We start from the raw sequence: 16336 nt of genomic DNA, 5'->3' as shown, positions 1-16336 counted from the left end.
GTGGCAGACAATTTTGGCCTGAAGATCGGGATTGAAGGCGAAAAGGAATTTAAAAACGCCATTCGTGAGATCAACCAAAGTTTTAAGGTACTGGGTAGCGAAATGAACCTGGTCGCATCTCAGTTCGACAAGCAGGATAAGTCAGTTGAAGCTGTTACTGCAAGAAACAAGGTGCTTAACAAAGAGATCGAATTGCAGAAAGAAAAAATAGCTACTTTGGAGAAAGCCCTTGCCAATGCCGCCTCATCTTTCGGAGAAACCGACAAGCGGACGCAGTCCTGGCAGATACAGCTCAACAACGCCAAAGCCGAGCTGAACAAAATGGAGCGCGAACTCGAACAGTCTGCTGAAAGTGCAGATGAACTTGGGGACGAATTGAAGGAAAGTGGAGACAATGCCGAAAAATCCAGCTCGAAATTTGAGAAGCTGGGCAGCGTTCTTAAAGGTGTTGGCGCGGCTATGGGTGCTGCAGCGGCCGCAGCGGGCGCGGCTGCCATCAAGCTGGGAAAAGAGGTCGTGGAGCAGTTTGGTGAGCTTGAGCAGAACCTTGGCGGTTCTGAAGCTGTGTTTGGAGAATATGCTGCACGTATCCAAAAAACGGGAGAAGAAGCCTACAAGAATCTGGGCTTGTCCCAATCCGAGTACCTTGCCACCGCCAACAAAATGGGCGCACTGTTTCAGGGTGCTGGTGTCGATCAGCAAAAAAGTCTGGAGCTTACTGAGAAGGCCATGCAACGGGCGGCAGATATGGCTTCGGTTATGGGCATTGACATGCAGACTGCCATGGAATCCATCGCTGGCGCAGCCAAGGGTAACTTCACCATGATGGATAATCTGGGTGTCGCCATGAACGCCACTACCATCGAAGCTTATGCTCTTGCAAAAGGGCTGGATTTTGCCTGGAATAGCGCAACCAATGCCGAAAAGGCCGAGATCGCCATGCAGATGTTTTTTGAAAAAACCGAACAGTATGCTGGCAACTTCGCAAGAGAGTCTACCCAGACCATCAGCGGTTCTATTGGTCTTTTACAAGCCTCTCTAAGTTCGTTTATAGCAGGACTTGGCAATGCGAACGCTGATATGACGAACCTAACACAAAATCTTGTGGATGCCTTTCAGGCTGTAGTTAAAAATATCATACCGGTTTTGGAAAATATAGTGGCCGCTCTGCCGGAGGCAACCGGTGCGATTATCTCAGCAGTCAAAGATCTGCTTCCCGTGCTGTTGCAAACTGTAACTGAATTGTTCTCTCAGGTGCTTCAAACTCTCTTGAGCCTGCTGCCGGAGCTGATTCCAGCAGCAGTAGATGCGGTCATGACCATTGTCGGAGCACTCATTGATAACCTACCTTTACTCATTGATGCAGCGGTGCAGCTAATCACAGCGTTGGTAATGGGGCTTGGAGAAGCATTACCGGAGCTAATTCCAGCAGCAGTTCAAGCAGTGATCACCATTGTGCAAGGGCTGCTGGATAATATGGACAAAATCCTTGAAGCTGCTTTTACATTGATTCAGGGACTGGCGCAGGGACTTTTAAATGCATTGCCAGAACTAATTGAAGCACTGCCGAGGATAATTACAACAATCATTGAATTTGTGACGAACAACATGCCGAAGATCATAGAATTAGGAATTACGCTTATCGTACAGCTTGCTGCCGGGCTTGTGAAAGCCATTCCAGAATTAGTAAAGTCCTTACCTCAGATTATTGCGGCTATAATTGAAGGTTTGGGTAAGGCGGTTGTTTCGGTGGTTGAGATCGGTAAGAACATTGTAAAAGGCATATGGGAAGGTATTAAGAGCCTTGGTAGCTGGATTAAGGATAAGGTTTCCGGTTTCTTTTCCGGTATTGTTGATGGAGTAAAGAATTTTCTTGGAATCAGATCTCCGTCCACTGTTTTTGAAGGTATTGGCGGCAATATGGCACTGGGTATTGGTGAGGGATTTGACAAGGCTATGGCCAGAGTGGCGGACGATATGCAAAATGCAGTGCCGACAGATTTTAATATATCTCCTGACATTAATGTAAGTGGACGAGGTGGATTTAGCGGTTTAGCTTCTGGGCCGCTTGTTGTGGTGCAGCAGATGATTGTTCGTGGTGAAGAAGACATACGTAGGATTTCACAGGAGTTATATAACCTGATGCAGACAGGTTCAAGGGCGCAGGGACGTTTTATAACAGCATAATGGAGGGAAGCATATGGGATTTATCTACAATGGAATATCGTCGCAAAGTATGAAAATACGAGCAAGACTTACCAAATGGCAGGTCTCCCCTGCCCTGCGCAATTCCTTTGAAACTGTGCCGGGCAAAGCAGGTATTGCAGATTTTGGCTGCGACATATCAGAACGAAACATAATAATTAGCTGCAGTGTGCTTCCCCAGCGCAGTTTTGCCGAGCTTGTATCGGTTCTTGATAATGTTGCTGAATGGTTAAATCCGGAAAACGGGCTTAAACAACTTGTTCTAGATGATTTGCCCGACCGATATTTCATAGCTCGCTTATCAGAAGCGGTTGACTGTGAGCGGATACTGCGGACAGCGGGCAGCTTTGAACTTCGGTTTGTTTGTCCCGACCCGTATGCTTATGCGTTGGAAGATGAGATATTTGTTCTTTCTGAAACAGGCCTGCATGAGTTGGAGAGGGTTAAAGGAAATGCGGATTCCAATCCGGTTTATCTCTTGAAGGGTTTGATATCAACGTCTTCATCAAGCTATATTTCGCTTATTACGAACGACGAGGAATTGAGAATTGTTGGCTCATTATCTGAAGGTGAAACTCTGATTGTCGACTCCGGCATGGTAACAGCTAAGGTTATTGATGAAACAGGCGGAACCTTGAGAAATGGCCTTCCCAGCCTGCAGGATCTGAATTTTCCAATTCTCAGGAAAGGTGTTAATCATATTGAGATTGCCGCAGAAAACGCGACCTTTACTGAGTTAAAAATACAGGCAAAAAGCAGATGGAGGTGATAACATGGCGATAAAATCAATTCTAACGAGCCAAGAGGATTTTACCGGTGAGTTTCCTGTAACATCAAGGACGTCTGCTTTATGGCGATTTAATGAAAAAACACCAGACGAAAATCTTCAGCTTATGGATTCATCGGGACATGGCAGACATTTTACCATCTCCGGCTGGTCAGGGACATCAGCAAACCTTATTGCTGGAAGATTCGGAAGATACTTCAGGCAAAACATCGTTAACCCGACTTCTGAAAAGACCCATCTTATAGCAGAAAATGATGGGAGTTTCTTTAGCAATCTGGGCGAAAAGATTGTTGTAGGAGGTTGGATTAATCCTACCACCTATTCGGTCGGCCAGACATATATACCCATATTCAATACCCGCCAAGGACCCGGTCAGCCAATTTTTTATGTTTCACTTTATCAAGGGAGACTTAGGCTTATGTTGTATAACTCCTCCGGCACACTAATCTACGACCAGAGTGAAACGGCTACCATTACCTTGAAAAATGGCGGCTGGTATTTTATCGCCTCCATCATTGAAGTAAGCAACAAAAAGGTACAGAACATCATATGCGATCGCAGCGACGGGGCAACCTGGGTGTCGCCTGTGCGTTCCTTTTCGGGAGAGCTGAATCGGGAATGTATAGCAGACATTATTATGGGGATGCATGCAAATACCTACTACTATGCCGGAGGCTTCGACGACTGGTTTCTGGAAACGGACTCACAGCTTACAGCTGATGATTTGCTGTTATATTTTAAGTCGTCTTTGCATGCAAACGGTGGGGATGCGGCTTCGGATGTAGATGCTTTGGCAGAGCCTGGCGCAGTCACCCTTAAAGCAACAGATGGCGAGTATCCTGCAAGTGGCGTACTTTATACAAGGGCGGTTCCATGTGCATTATCGGGCAGCGGTCGTGTAGCTGTGACAAGCGAATATACTGCAGGTGTTACTTCAGTGTCTCTAGTAGAGACCAGCACAAGCGATGATCTTGAAGAATGGTCTGCATGGCAGGCTGTGGGAACCAGCGGTGAACTTCAATCGCCAAATCGGCAATATATCAGGTTCCGTGTTACCCTTACCAGCAGCGATCCGTTGAGGACGCCAAAACTTCTGGAAATACAGCTTCATGACATACCGAAAGCGCCATATGAGAAGTTAGGCTTTGCCCGTCCTGTGATTTTGGACAAAAACGGAGCATGGGAAGCTGTTCTTGAAAATGCCTTTGATATCATTGTCACTGGTGAGGTGAATGGTGCGGATACGCTGGAATTCAAGCTTCCGTTCCATGATCCAAAAAGAAGCACACTGGAAAATGAAAAACAAGTGCAAATCGTAAATGACATTTACCGGATCCGTACCTTAACGGATAATAAAGGTGAAGATGGGCGTGTTATTACGCAAGTATATGCTGAAGCGGTGTTTTATGATCTGTCTTTCAGTGCGGAAAAAGTACCTAGGGAATTCAATGCAGATACTGCAGATGTTCCGATGCAATATGCACTTTTGGGTACAGGCTGGACAGTAGGAAATGTTACTGTTAGCACGAAGAGAACATGGCAGTGTACAGAAAAAAATGCCTTATCCATCCTTCGCACCGTACAGAATATTTATGGCGGCGATCTGGTGTTTGACAGCGCCAACCGCCAGGTACACCTTTTGACTTTTAGTGGTACCGACAGCGGAGCGCTTTTTTCATATAGAAAGAATTTGAAAAGTATTCAGCGGGTAGTCGATACACGTGAATTAGTGACAAGGCTCTATGCTTATGGAAAGGACGGATTGACCTTCGCTTCAATTAATGGAGGTAAGGAATACGTGGAAGATTACACTTTTTCCAGTGAAGTGAGGGTGTCGACGCTTGATTGTTCGTCGTTTACAAATCCGTATCAGATGCTGGAATATGCAAAAATGCGGCTTGCAGAATATTCGAAGCCTCGCGTTTCTTATGTACTGTCTGCAATGGATTTATCTGCGCTAACCGGTTATGAGCACGAAGCATGGAAACTGGGTGATATTGTTACAGTGGACGATAAAGAACTAGGCCTTTTGGTAAAGACACGTGTTGTGCGTAGGCAGTACAACTTGCAGGAGCCTTGGAAAACAGTGATCGAGCTTTCAACTAAACTGCGGGAACTCGGCGATTCTTCAGCACAGTGGGACAAGGCAGCGGATGCACTGTCCTCAGCAGAGTTGATAAACCGTCAGGAAATTAAAGATATGGTACCATTCAACCATCTGCGCAATTCCAGAGCGGATGATGGTTTTGCCTACTGGGTCAATTCCGGCTTTGAGGTGGTTACCGAAAACGGCGTTTCGGGAACGGCTTCCTTCAAGGCTGTTGGTATACCTGGTATGACAAAGAGTCTGTCACAGACGGTATACCCAGCAACACGTAAAAGTTATACATTTTCAGCGCAGATTGCTTCCGAAAACCTTGAAAAGGGCGAAAACGGCCAAGTTGGTGTTGAGATAGTCATTGAATACGAGGACGGTTCAACGGAAACAAGGTTTATAGACCTGATTTGAGGGTGATGATATGGCATATTTCAATCAGATTGCACACAGTATTTCTCCCAAAAGTATCAGCAGAGTCAAGTCTATCACCATCAGGCTGTGCGTCACTGACTGCACCGGCACAGTTTACTTTACGGATTTATTGCTTCAAGGCGGCTCGGTTTCCACCGGATGGGTCGCGCATGTGTGCGAGATCCGGTGGACATTGGACGGGTAATGAGCCACTAAAATCATTTTCTGCCTAGCACATGCTCCCAGTAGCATCGGAAAAGGCAAAGCCATTGAACATAAAGAACCTCTGCAGGAGTAATATTTTTATTTTGCACACCAGCCTGACGGAATGCCCTAGATAATTGCTTGCTTGTAAAAAGACTGCGGAATCCATATTTTAGTGCCTTTGAAACAAATTGTTCATAGGCAAACCACTGATTTGCGGGGATATCCGGCGGACTCTTTTTCTTAAGATGAAGAAGTACTACATCAACGCCCGGTTTGGGATGAAAATCTTCCCTGATGAAATAGTAAGCAATATCCAAATCAAACCTGGGCTTTATAAGCAGGGAATGCAATGATTCTGAAGGCTTACCCATAAAACGTTTGGCTGCGCCTTTTTCCATGGTAAGCCATGCTTCAGAAGGTGCGTTTTTGCATTCCGTCAATTTTCGCATAATATCCGTAGTGAAGCAAAAGGGGATGTTTGAAAAAACCTTATAATTTTCAAATTTAGGAAGCTTCCACTTCATAAAGTCCTGATGATATATACGGATATTTTTGACGTCCTTGAATTTTGCTGTCAATTTATTATATAAACGGCCGTCGATTTCGATTGCCGAAACTTTCCGGCATTTTTGAATCAAGATTCCTGTTATATGACCCTTTCCCGGGCCAATTTCAATAACATGATCATCCCTGTTAAGGGTTGTTCTGCGAATAATTCTGTTGATGATTTTGTAACTCGTCATAAAGTTTTGAGATACCCAAATGGGAGGAGTTGTCCCTTTTTTTCTATTTTGGGGCATAAAAAATACACCTCTTTCGTTTTTCCGTATTGTAAAGTTAAATGAAAGTTGAGGACTCGTCAGCCCTTCTGGTACAATGGTTTTGACACAAAACAATGTACTCCCGAAAGGAGACGAGTCCTCATGACAAAATCATACCAGATTTGCTGTCCGAAATGCAACAACCATCAAAACTTTTATCGTTATGGCAAAGATAAATATGGAAACCAGAAATATCTTTGCCGTGTATGCGGGCATCAATTTGCGCCGGATGCCCATGCGGCTGACAAACCCGGAAGGCCGCGCGTGCGTCCTTATCCGACTTGCCCTGTCTGCGGAAAAGCCATGTTCCTTCACCATGACCACAAATACTACTCAAACTACCAATGCTGCGACAAGAAGTGCGGCCATTCCATTTTTGTGCCGAAACCGGCTGCCGTTACGGCACCTTCCATGTCGAAGCTGTCCGGGAAAACAGATTTCAAGCGGATGCGTTATCCAGTGCATGTTATCCTGACGGCACTGTCGATGTTTTATCTGGGAAAAAACTCTTTCCGTAATATTGCTTTGATTCTGCGTACTGTCATGAATATTCAGGTTTCCCACACTACTATCAGTAACTGGTGTACGAAATTCGCGCCTTTGTTTCAAAACATCGCGCTTGAACTGATGCCAACGCTCAATTTCAACTCCGACGAATGGCACGCGGACGAAACTGTAGTAAAAATCCGAGGCATGAAGTATTACCTCTGGTTAATTGTGGACAGCGAAACCCGCTTTGTTCTCAGCTTCCACCTTTCCAGGCACAGGGACAGCCCTCAGGCGTTTTCCTTACTTAATTCCGTTAAACATCTCGGTAAACCCGGAGCCATCGTCACCGACCGCTACAGTGCTTACAAAGTTCCTGTAAAAGCAGTGCTTGGCGTGAAACATATCCGGGTCCAGAGCTTCAGCGATGATATTACCAACAACCTGATCGAATGCTTTAACAAGCAATTCAAGGCGTGGTACAAAACCAAACAGGGATTTGCCTCGTTCGATTCCGCCAACAATCTTATCGCGGTTTTTCTCTTCTTTTACAATTTTGTCCGCCCTCATTCCGCTCTTGACGGTCTGACCCCAGCACAAGTTGCGGGCCTAAACCTTTCTGCCAGAAGCAAACGCAAGCTTTTCCTCGTCGCTTGAAGCAATTGGCTGATTTCCCTTCTTAATCTTTCATGTTTACTTTACAAAGCCCGTTTTTCGTAATCGAAAAAAGGTGCACAAAAACAAAGACGCTGCTATGAGCTATCTTTCGTTCAGTGCACCCTTATTTACGAATACGAAAAATACCATACATAGGTGTATACTAGCCTCCAAATATAAAATCAAATTATATTTTAGCATTGATGCCTATGTTTGTCAAATAGTATGGAGGAAAAAATATGCAGTTTTCAAGGTTTGCAGAAACCATACAACCAAAAAGCAATAAGCATGTGGTGGGCGTTACTGTGACGCTTAAGATTTCCGACTGCACCGGATCAATCTATTTCACCGACCTGCAGCTTCAGGAAGGAGATCAATTGACAGGCTACACCGTCCACACGAGTAAAATGCTTACGAAGATGCAGGAAAATGGGCAGCCAGTTCCGCCCCGGCATTATAACGGTGTGGTGCGAACAGCGGAGACTGTAGTCTTATTCAACCTTGGCAAAACTTCTGCTGGTCTTGACTGCTATATCTATCCTATACAGGATATGGCCGCAGGGAGTATTGAACTATCCCAAGGTATGGGTGCGCATAAGGTAAAGTTTCTTGACCCGGTTAATGCAGGCGATGAGCTGGCGCTCAAGGCTTCCACCCGACAATGCCTTAAAAACGGAAGTCAGACTCCTAAGGATGGGTTTTATCAATATTCTGCGGCATGGGACAGCAAACATACAGTGAAGCTGGAAGAGAGAAAATCGGCGCGGGTGCTCTTTGAATTTCAGGAGATGCAGGAAGGCGGTGACCGGTTGTGAGGGATTTCTTAAAAGGCAAACGTTGCATGGTGTGGAGTTTTATGGGTAATGCCCGAATGTATGAAGCACTTAGAGACTACGGCGACCGCTTTGATACGGTAGGCATTTTTACTTTTGAGGTTGACGCAACAGGTACAATCACTGAAACCGGTACCAGCATCAGCAGCATGCTTCCGTATATTCAGAAATGGCCTCATATTAAGTGGCTGCTCACAATTATGAATCATGGAATAGCCAATATTTTTACTGCACTTCGCAACAACGAAAACGGTGCAAAGGATAAGTTTCTCACTGAAATCATCCGAATAATGAACAAGTATCCATGGTGCGCTGGGGTAGATATTGACCTTGAGCGCGGTGGAGGTTATGAAAACAAGGATGCGGCGAATGCACTATTTAGTGATATATACAATACAGTTAAGTCTTATGATGCAACAAAGCTTGTCAACATCTGCCTGCCTGGTATGACCGGCGTTCAAGGCTCGGTGGGCGGTGAAAACTGGTGTGTTTATGCCGATCTTAACGACTATTGCGATACTGCCGCCATTATGAGCTATGGCATGGCATGGGCGGGTTCTGCTCCCGGCCCAGTATCTCCTCGTGACTGGCTTGAGGGCATATATGATTATGCTGTTTCCGTTATGTCACCGGACAAAATATTCATGGGGTTGCCTGCTTATGGCTGGAACTGGAGGATTCATGATACACCTGAAAACCTTGGAATAACCTATCGAGGAGTGTCTAATACCTACTATGCGGCAAAATACTGGATGACTGGGGTTTACAATTTCACAGGCGATGCACCGCCCCAGCCGTTTATTCCAATTGTGGCTTACTGGGATGACTATAACAAAGTACCTTGGGCTCTTCCTCATGTATATGACTATATGGAAGGGTGGGATGCTATATCCTGGGAATATCCGCTGCTAAAAGGTGTTTATAACAGGCGAAGATATTTGACAAGCTATGGCAAGGAGCAGAAAGCGGAGTTCGGAACCATTTATATTGACAGGAACGGAGTTCCGGATGAATACGAAGGAAATGTCATTATTACTGAGGAGATGGCCTCACTTGGAGATGACCAGGCGTCAGCAGAGTACCGTTTTGAGATAAGAGAAGCGGGATATTACGATATTGCAGTACAGCTTTGCTTTCCTTACTGGGACAAAAATGCGATTATCGTTTCCCTTGATGGTGAATCAAAGACTTTCAGCGAGAACCGTTTATGGTGGCCATACTGGAGAAGAGTTTGCTGGTTGACACTTGCAAAAGGTGTATTTCTCCAAGAGGGAACGCATGCTGTCAGCATAAGCGGTGGTGTGCCGGGAGTCCAGTTTTACGGTTTTAGGGTTTGCAGTGGATTTTCGGAGTATCCCTTTGCCGGTGAAGCCAGCTTTATGCTCTCTCCTCGTCGGTTCAAGGATGTAAATGGTGTGATGGTTGAGCCGGATCGAGGTTTTAAACTGACATTTGAAATGTTGCGAAGAAAACCCGACTCGGCGCTTATTTGGTATGAGGATTTTCGGGACAGGAACATCTTGCCTGAAAGCTACTGGACTGTGCTGGATGGCGAATGGGATGTTTGGCAGGACCCAGATAGCACAGAAAGTCGTCCATATTCCCAGCTTGAGGGATATGGAAAACTTGCATGGAAATACGACGGATTTTCCGATATTCATATCCGGGCAAGGCTGGCCTTCCCTCAAAATAGCAGCGGGCGGGCTGGGGTATTCCTTGGCGATATTTTCTGCTGCTTAAACTATGACACGCAAAGAGTCGAGATTTATCAAGGTAATTCCTTGCTTGGTAGCTACTCCACCAGTTTCTCAAAAACTGCAGATGCCGATCTTCGTGCTAATCCGAATATGTATACTATAGAGATGCGAAAACGCGGCAATAAAGTAAGAGTATATTCTGGTGCAGCTTCAACCCTGCGTTTCACAGTGAATGTAATCGGTGGTAGTGGTTATGCAGGGTACTGCTCGGACAACCGTACGGTATGCGAGCTACTGAGACTGGGCGATGCATGGGTATATGAACCATACGAGCGTTTTGATGTGGAACTTCCGGATGGAACTATAACCAGCTTTGGCAGGCTTGCTCGCACTGGTGTCACGTGGGATGATGAATTTCAGGTGTTTTCAGTAAATGGCGATGTGGAGGAATCGATAACTCGCAATGAGGACATTTCGATGGACTATGATTTTTTCCACTCACAGCTTTTGACGCTTTCCTGCGGTAATGACTATGAAGTAAAGATTATACCGAAAGACATCAATATCTGGATATCCCGTCTCTTCCTCGGAGATGCAGATGGTTTTTCTATTCTGTATTATCAGGATGTAGACAGCCTTGTTTACTGGGCAAATGAAGCGGCTTATCGGTGGAAACTGCGAGGTATAGCCATCTGGTCGCTTGGGCAGGAGGATATGCGGCTGTGGGAGGCGCTTCCGAAGCAAATATAGTTTAGAAGTTTTATTTATTCAGCGCTTTGCTTTAAGGCAGGGCGCTTTTTTATATGCAAAACTCAAGTTGAACGGAGGTTTAAGAGAATGAAAACAGTATGGAACTGGGTACAGGCGGTTTTTACTGCTATTGGCGGATTTCTTGGCTGGTTTCTTGGAGGGCTGGATGGATTTTTATATGCACTCATCGCTTTTGTAGCCATTGACTATGTGACCGGAGTGATGTGTGCCGTTGTAGACAGAAAGCTTTCGAGTGAAGTCGGGGCCAAGGGCATCTTTAAGAAAGTGCTTATTTTTGTACTTGTAGGAGTAGGACACATCATCGACAGCCAGGTGCTCGGCAATGGCGGGGCAATTCGGACAGCAGTGATTTTCTTTTACCTAAGTAATGAAGGAGTTTCAATTCTTGAGAATGCAGCACATATAGGACTGCCCATTCCTGAAAAGCTGAAGAACGCATTGGAACAACTGCATGGCCGCTCAAATGAGGAGGATGAAAAGAAATGAAGCTTTTTACTAAATACATGACGCGAAACGATTGCTATACAGCTGGTCGAAAAATCACGCCTAAAGGAATCATGGTACATTCGACAGCTGTGCCGGGTGTAATGGCGGCTGAGTGGTTTTCCCGTTGGAACAAATCTTACAAAGCCGGTGAAATAAACAGGCAGGTATGTGTTCACGCTTTTGTAGACGATAAAGAGGTTTGGCAATACTTGCCTTGGGATCATCGCGGGTGGCATGCGGGAGGAGCAGCCAACAATACCCATATTGGCTTTGAAATCTGTGAGCCTGCTGGGTTTTCGTATAAATCCGGGGCGGTGATGGTGGGTTATGATGCAGCAAAGCAGGAAGATTATTTCCGCAAAGCATGGCAGAATGCTGTTGAACTCTGCGTTATGCTCTGCAGAGAGTACGGTCTTGATGAGAATGATATCATCTGCCACTCCGAAGGATATAAGCTCGGTATTGCCAGCAATCATGCTGATGTGATGCATTGGTTCCCAAAGCATGGGGAGAGTATGGACACCTTCCGCAAAGCAGTGAAAAAAGTACTGGAGAACAACACAGATAACAATACGGATATTGGAATTGGCGATATAGTGGAGTTTAAGGTCAGTGTAAAGAATTACTACCCCGGCAGTGTGGAAGTTCCAACGTGGGTCAAAAATGACTATTACCACAGGGTCACACAGACTTTATACAAAGGCAAGCCGGTCATAAAAGGCGGCAAAGAATGTGTTTTGCTTGGCAAAAAGGTTAAGAAATCCGGCGGTCAAGAGATTGCAGGCATAAACACTTGGGTAGCAAAAGAAAACCTTGTAATTGTAAACAGCATTCCTGATAACAAGGGCAATAGAACCTATACAGTGCAAAAAGGCGATACCTTATGGAGAATAGCGGAAAAAGAACTCGGTAGAGGAACAAGATATCCGGAGATTAAGAAACTCAATGGTCTGACTTCAGATACTATTTACCCCGGACAAGTTCTGAAATTGCCGGAATAACGATAAAGGACAGCCAATCGCGGCTGTCCTAAGTTTTTATAGGAGGTGCTTGAATGATAGAGGCGGCTAATCATTTACCATATAACCCGCAGGAAACGAACTATTCAAAGATAACACAGGAGGAAATTCAAAGAGAGGTTGATTACTGGCGGGCATATAAAATCCTGCAAAAGATGCTTAAGGCGGGACTGATTTCAGAAGAAGAATTCAACAAAATCGACAAGTTGAACCGCAAAACTTTCTCGCCGATGTATGCACAGCTTATGGCCTAATTGGCTTGCTATTAGCGGCACACAGAGGTAACATGTCACATGCCCAAAGGAGGTGAAAACAGTGAGAAAGGTAACAAGGATTGATGGAAACAATGCTCTCCAAGCTTTCAAGCCAAAGGTGAGGGTAGCGGCTTATTGCAGGGTTTCAACAGACAGTGATGAGCAAATGGCAAGCCTGGAAGCACAAAAGGACCATTATGAATCCTATATAAAAGCAAATCCTGATTGGGAATTTGCAGGGATTTATTATGATGAAGGCATATCAGGCACAAAAAAGGAAAACCGAACTGGACTTTTGAGACTGCTTGCAGATTGCGAAAACAAAAAAATTGACTTTATTATAACCAAGTCAGTCAGCAGATTTGCCAGAAACACAACCGACTGCATTGAGATGGTGCGAAAACTTACCGATCTCGGTGTTTTCATCTATTTCGAGAAAGAGAATATAAATACGCAGCGCATGGATGGTGAATTAGTGCTGACAATTTTGAGCAGTCTTGCAGAAAACGAATCCTTATCCATTGCAGAAAATAGTAAGTGGTCTATCAGACGTAGGTTCCAAAACGGAACATACAAAATTTCGTATCCTCCCTATGGTTACGATTATGTGGATGGAAAGCTATTTATCAATAAAGAACAGGCTGAAATCGTAAAGCGGATTTTTTCCGAGGCTTTGGACGGTAAAGGCACACAGAAAATTGCAGATGGGCTAAATTCGGACAAAATCCCAACAAAGAGAGGTTCACACTGGACAGCGACAACTATCCGCGGCATTTTAAGCAATGAAAAATATACTGGGGATGTTCTTCTGCAAAAAACCTATACAGATGAGAATTTTAAGCGGCATTATAATCATGGGGAAAAAGATCAATACATGATAAAAGATCATCATGAAGCCATTATATCCCATGAGGAATTTGAAGCTGCCCAAGAGATTTTAAGGCAAAGAGGAAAAGAAAAAGGTGTGATCAAGGGAAGCAGTAAGTATCAACAACGCTACCTGTTCTCAGGAAAAATCAAATGCGCAGAATGTGGCAGCAATTTTAAGCGTCGAATTCATGGCAGCGGTAACCGTAAATATATTGCCTGGTGCTGCACAAAGCATATAAAGGACGCATCAAGCTGTTCCATGAAGTTTATAAGAGAGGATGCAATCCATCAGGCCTTTGTTGTAATGATCAATAAGCTTATTTTCGGACATAAGTTCATTCTAAGGCCATTGCTGCAAAGCTTAAAGAAAACAAATTACTCAGATAATCTAGCGAAGATTCAAGAACTGGAAACAAAAATCAAAGAAAATACAGAGCGGGTTCAGGTAATTATGGGACTTATGGCCAAGGGATACCTGGAACCCGCTCTTTTTAATACACAGAAAAATGAGCTGCATAAAGAAGCGGCTTTATTAAAAGAGCAAAAAGAAGCCATAAAACGCACAATCGATGGGAGCATGACTACTCTTGTTGAGGTAGAAAAACTTCTAAAATTTGCAACGAAAGCTGAAAAGCAGATTAATGCATTTGATAGTGAAATATTTGAGGATTTTATTGAAGAAATCATAGTATTTTCACAGGAGGAAATAGGTTTCAAAATGAAATGCGGGTTGAAATTAAGGGAAAGGTTGATGAAATGATGAGCCATATACCTTTTGGATATATCATTCAAAACGGCAGGGCTGTCGTTAATGAAGAGGAAGCAGTTAAGATTGAGAAACTATTTGAGGCTTATCTTTCCGGGCTTTCTTTAACCGAAGCAGCCCAAAAAGCGGGTATTAAGCGTTACCATACATCTGTTGCAAGAATGCTGGCAGATAAACGGTATGTTGAGTACAAATTCTATCCGCCAATTATCAGCAAGGACACATTCGAAAAAGCACAACTGGAAAGACGCAGGCGAGCAGAGGAGCTTGGTAGGATTTATGAACATAAAGGAAATGAAAAGAAAATCTTAAATTTTAGGTTTCATGCTTCAATGCCAGATAATCTATACGATGATCCATTTCAGCAGGCAGAGTATGCTTATAGTCTTATTAAGAGCGAGGTGATTTTAGATGACAACCAGGAATGTTACGGTAATTCCCGCCCGTAAGCGAATCGGGAATAGTGCAAAGGCCGAGGAATTGCCTAAGCTTCGGGTAGCAGCTTACTGTCGTGTTTCTACGGACAGCGAGGAGCAGGCAACCAGTTATGAAGCGCAAATCGAGCATTATACAAATTACATTAAAAGCAATCCAGAATGGGAGTTAGCCGGTATATTTGCAGATGAAGGTATTACCGGAACCAACACAAAAAAGCGTGAAGAGTTTAACCGGATGATAGAAGAATGCATGCAGGGTAAAATCGATATGATAATTACAAAATCTATCAGCCGGTTTGCAAGAAATACGCTGGACTGCCTAAAGTACATAAGGCAGCTTAAAGAAAAAAATATTCCGGTTTACTTTGAAAAGGAAAATATAAACACATTGGATTCCAAAGGGGAAATCCTGCTGACCATTATGGCATCTTTGGCGCAGCAAGAAAGCCAATCGTTAAGCCAGAATGTAAAACTGGGTATTCAGTACCGATATCAGCAAGGAAAAATCCATATCAATCACAACCGGTTTCTTGGCTATACAAAGGATAAGGATGGCAATTTAGTTATCGTACCTGAAGAAGCTGAGATCGTCAAACGCATTTACAGAGAATATCTTGAAGGTTCCAGTATGCTACAGATAGCTAGGGGTTTGGAGGCTGACGGAATTCTGACGGGTGCAGGCAATCCCAGATGGCATACCAGCACCATCAACAAGATTTTGAGGAATGAAAAATATATCGGTGATGCGCTGTTACAGAAAACCTATACAGTAGATTTTTTATCAAAGAAAAGGGTACCCAATAACGGTATAGTTCCACAATACTATGTTGAAAACAGCCATGAGCCTATAATCTCGCGTGAAATTTTTATGCAGGTTCAGGAACAGCTTGTTAAAAGAAGATGTGTGCATATAAGTAAGAACGGAAAGAAAAGAAACTATAGTAATAATCATCCTTTATCACAGATGGTCTTCTGCGGCAACTGTCATGAAATATTCCGCAGGGTTCATTGGAATAACCGAGGAAAGAAATCAATCGTATGGAGATGCATCAGCAGATTGGAAAACACAGGTTTGTTTTGTACCGCTTCCACTATACTTGAAGATACGCTTAAAGAGAAAATTGTAGAAGCCATCAATGTAGCGGTAAGTGGAAAAAACTCTTTTCTGGCCATACTGAAGAAGAATATTGAAACCGTACTAAGCGCGGATTTGGATGAGAGTACGGCAGATATTGATAAAAGGCTGGAAGAACTCCAAACCGAGTTGATCCAAAAGGCAAATTCAAATGAAACATACGATAATATTGTCAATGAGATTTATCGGTTACGGGATTTGAGGCAAGAAACCCTTTCAAAAAACGCTCTTCGCCAAGATAAGCGGGATCGGATCGCTGAGATGACGGACTTTCTTAATATGCAAACCGGTGGTATTACGGAATTTGATGATAAACTGGTTAGAAAACTAGTTGAAAAAGCAATTGTATATGATGACAGGTTAGTGGTAGAGTTTAAGTCGGGGTTAGAAATAGAA

14 protein-coding genes (1 of these 14 only partly in view) are annotated in these 16336 nt (G+C 44.0%); 13 read left to right on the top strand and 1 reads right to left on the bottom strand.

Features of this window, described 5'->3' with window-relative positions:
• From TSYNT_RS01415 to TSYNT_RS12075, 4 genes are read left to right on the top strand one after another with little or no spacing between them, the layout of a single operon-like run.
• Complete coding sequence (locus TSYNT_RS01415; protein ID WP_059031393.1) at nucleotides 1-2187, top strand: phage tail protein; 2187 nt, start codon at nucleotides 1-3, stop codon at nucleotides 2185-2187.
• A 13-nt stretch (nucleotides 2188-2200) separates the two neighbouring features.
• A complete protein-coding gene (locus TSYNT_RS01410; RefSeq protein ID WP_059031392.1) occupies nucleotides 2201-2974 on the top strand; it encodes a distal tail protein Dit in 774 nt (257 codons plus the stop codon).
• 4 nt (nucleotides 2975-2978) lie between these two features.
• Nucleotides 2979-5501 carry a phage tail spike protein gene (locus tag TSYNT_RS01405; RefSeq protein ID WP_059031391.1) on the top strand — a complete coding sequence of 841 codons (2523 nt, stop codon included), beginning with the start codon at nucleotides 2979-2981 and terminating at the stop codon, nucleotides 5499-5501.
• 10 nt (nucleotides 5502-5511) lie between these two features.
• Entirely contained in the window at nucleotides 5512-5706 is a 195-nt protein-coding gene (locus TSYNT_RS12075) for a hypothetical protein (RefSeq protein ID WP_083497597.1), read from the top strand.
• 13 nt (nucleotides 5707-5719) lie between these two features.
• On the opposite strand, the gene erm is transcribed toward TSYNT_RS12075, so the two are convergent.
• A complete protein-coding gene (erm, locus tag TSYNT_RS01395; RefSeq protein WP_059031390.1) occupies nucleotides 5720-6508 on the bottom strand; it encodes a 23S ribosomal RNA methyltransferase Erm in 789 nt (262 codons plus the stop codon).
• A gap of 123 nt (nucleotides 6509-6631) precedes the next feature.
• Between erm and TSYNT_RS01390 the strand changes: the two genes are divergently transcribed.
• The 9 genes from TSYNT_RS01390 to TSYNT_RS01350 all read left to right on the top strand — a co-directional run.
• Entirely contained in the window at nucleotides 6632-7672 is a 1041-nt protein-coding gene (locus tag TSYNT_RS01390) for an IS6 family transposase (protein ID WP_059031389.1), read from the top strand.
• A 239-nt stretch (nucleotides 7673-7911) separates the two neighbouring features.
• Nucleotides 7912-8487, top strand: a complete 576-nt coding sequence (locus tag TSYNT_RS01385) for a hypothetical protein (protein WP_059031388.1) — start codon at nucleotides 7912-7914, stop codon at nucleotides 8485-8487.
• A 26-nt stretch (nucleotides 8488-8513) separates the two neighbouring features.
• Nucleotides 8514-10952 carry a glycosyl hydrolase family 18 protein gene (locus tag TSYNT_RS01380; RefSeq protein WP_420340974.1) on the top strand — a complete coding sequence of 813 codons (2439 nt, stop codon included), beginning with the start codon at nucleotides 8514-8516 and terminating at the stop codon, nucleotides 10950-10952.
• A gap of 87 nt (nucleotides 10953-11039) precedes the next feature.
• A complete protein-coding gene (locus TSYNT_RS01375) occupies nucleotides 11040-11459 on the top strand; it encodes a phage holin family protein (RefSeq protein ID WP_059031386.1) in 420 nt (139 codons plus the stop codon).
• Entirely contained in the window at nucleotides 11456-12460 is a 1005-nt protein-coding gene (locus tag TSYNT_RS12025; protein ID WP_059031385.1) for an N-acetylmuramoyl-L-alanine amidase, read from the top strand. The genes TSYNT_RS01375 and TSYNT_RS12025 overlap by 4 nt, the downstream gene beginning before the upstream one ends.
• A 53-nt stretch (nucleotides 12461-12513) precedes the next feature.
• Nucleotides 12514-12732, top strand: coding sequence for an SHOCT domain-containing protein (locus tag TSYNT_RS01365; protein ID WP_059031384.1), 219 nt, complete (start codon nucleotides 12514-12516; stop codon nucleotides 12730-12732).
• Between the two features lie 61 nt (nucleotides 12733-12793).
• Nucleotides 12794-14362 carry a recombinase family protein gene (locus tag TSYNT_RS01360; RefSeq protein WP_059031383.1) on the top strand — a complete coding sequence of 523 codons (1569 nt, stop codon included), beginning with the start codon at nucleotides 12794-12796 and terminating at the stop codon, nucleotides 14360-14362.
• Entirely contained in the window at nucleotides 14326-14817 is a 492-nt protein-coding gene (locus TSYNT_RS01355; protein ID WP_083497596.1) for a recombinase family protein, read from the top strand. Before TSYNT_RS01360 ends, TSYNT_RS01355 begins: the two co-directional genes overlap by 37 nt.
• Nucleotides 14780-16336 carry the 5' portion of a recombinase family protein gene (locus TSYNT_RS01350; protein WP_059031382.1) on the top strand. It continues 12 nt past the right edge of the window, so only the first 1557 of its 1569 coding nucleotides appear in the window; it begins with the start codon at nucleotides 14780-14782; its stop codon lies beyond the right edge, outside the window. Before TSYNT_RS01355 ends, TSYNT_RS01350 begins: the two co-directional genes overlap by 38 nt.

This window comes from Tepidanaerobacter syntrophicus (assembly GCF_001485475.2).
Classification (GTDB): Bacteria; Bacillota; Thermosediminibacteria; order Thermosediminibacterales; family Tepidanaerobacteraceae; genus Tepidanaerobacter; species Tepidanaerobacter syntrophicus.
This window is presented reverse-complemented; position numbering and strand designations above follow the sequence as displayed.

What these genes read in the sequence shown, in the direction of transcription:
- TSYNT_RS01365 (WP_059031384.1), top strand. Translation starts at nt 12,514, where the DNA reads ATGATAGAGGCGGCTAATCATTTACCATATAACCCGCAGGAAACGAAC.
- TSYNT_RS01390 (WP_059031389.1), top strand. Translation starts at nt 6,632, where the DNA reads ATGACAAAATCATACCAGATTTGCTGTCCGAAATGCAACAACCATCAA.
- TSYNT_RS01385 (WP_059031388.1), top strand. Translation starts at nt 7,912, where the DNA reads ATGCAGTTTTCAAGGTTTGCAGAAACCATACAACCAAAAAGCAATAAG.
- erm (WP_059031390.1), bottom strand. Translation starts at nt 6,508, where the DNA reads ATGCCCCAAAATAGAAAAAAAGGGACAACTCCTCCCATTTGGGTATCT.
- TSYNT_RS01410 (WP_059031392.1), top strand. Translation starts at nt 2,201, where the DNA reads ATGGGATTTATCTACAATGGAATATCGTCGCAAAGTATGAAAATACGA.
- TSYNT_RS01405 (WP_059031391.1), top strand. Translation starts at nt 2,979, where the DNA reads ATGGCGATAAAATCAATTCTAACGAGCCAAGAGGATTTTACCGGTGAG.
- TSYNT_RS01375 (WP_059031386.1), top strand. Translation starts at nt 11,040, where the DNA reads ATGAAAACAGTATGGAACTGGGTACAGGCGGTTTTTACTGCTATTGGC.
- TSYNT_RS12075 (WP_083497597.1), top strand. Translation starts at nt 5,512, where the DNA reads ATGGCATATTTCAATCAGATTGCACACAGTATTTCTCCCAAAAGTATC.
- TSYNT_RS12025 (WP_059031385.1), top strand. Translation starts at nt 11,456, where the DNA reads ATGAAGCTTTTTACTAAATACATGACGCGAAACGATTGCTATACAGCT.
- TSYNT_RS01355 (WP_083497596.1), top strand. Translation starts at nt 14,326, where the DNA reads ATGCGGGTTGAAATTAAGGGAAAGGTTGATGAAATGATGAGCCATATA.
- TSYNT_RS01380 (WP_420340974.1), top strand. Translation starts at nt 8,514, where the DNA reads ATGGTGTGGAGTTTTATGGGTAATGCCCGAATGTATGAAGCACTTAGA.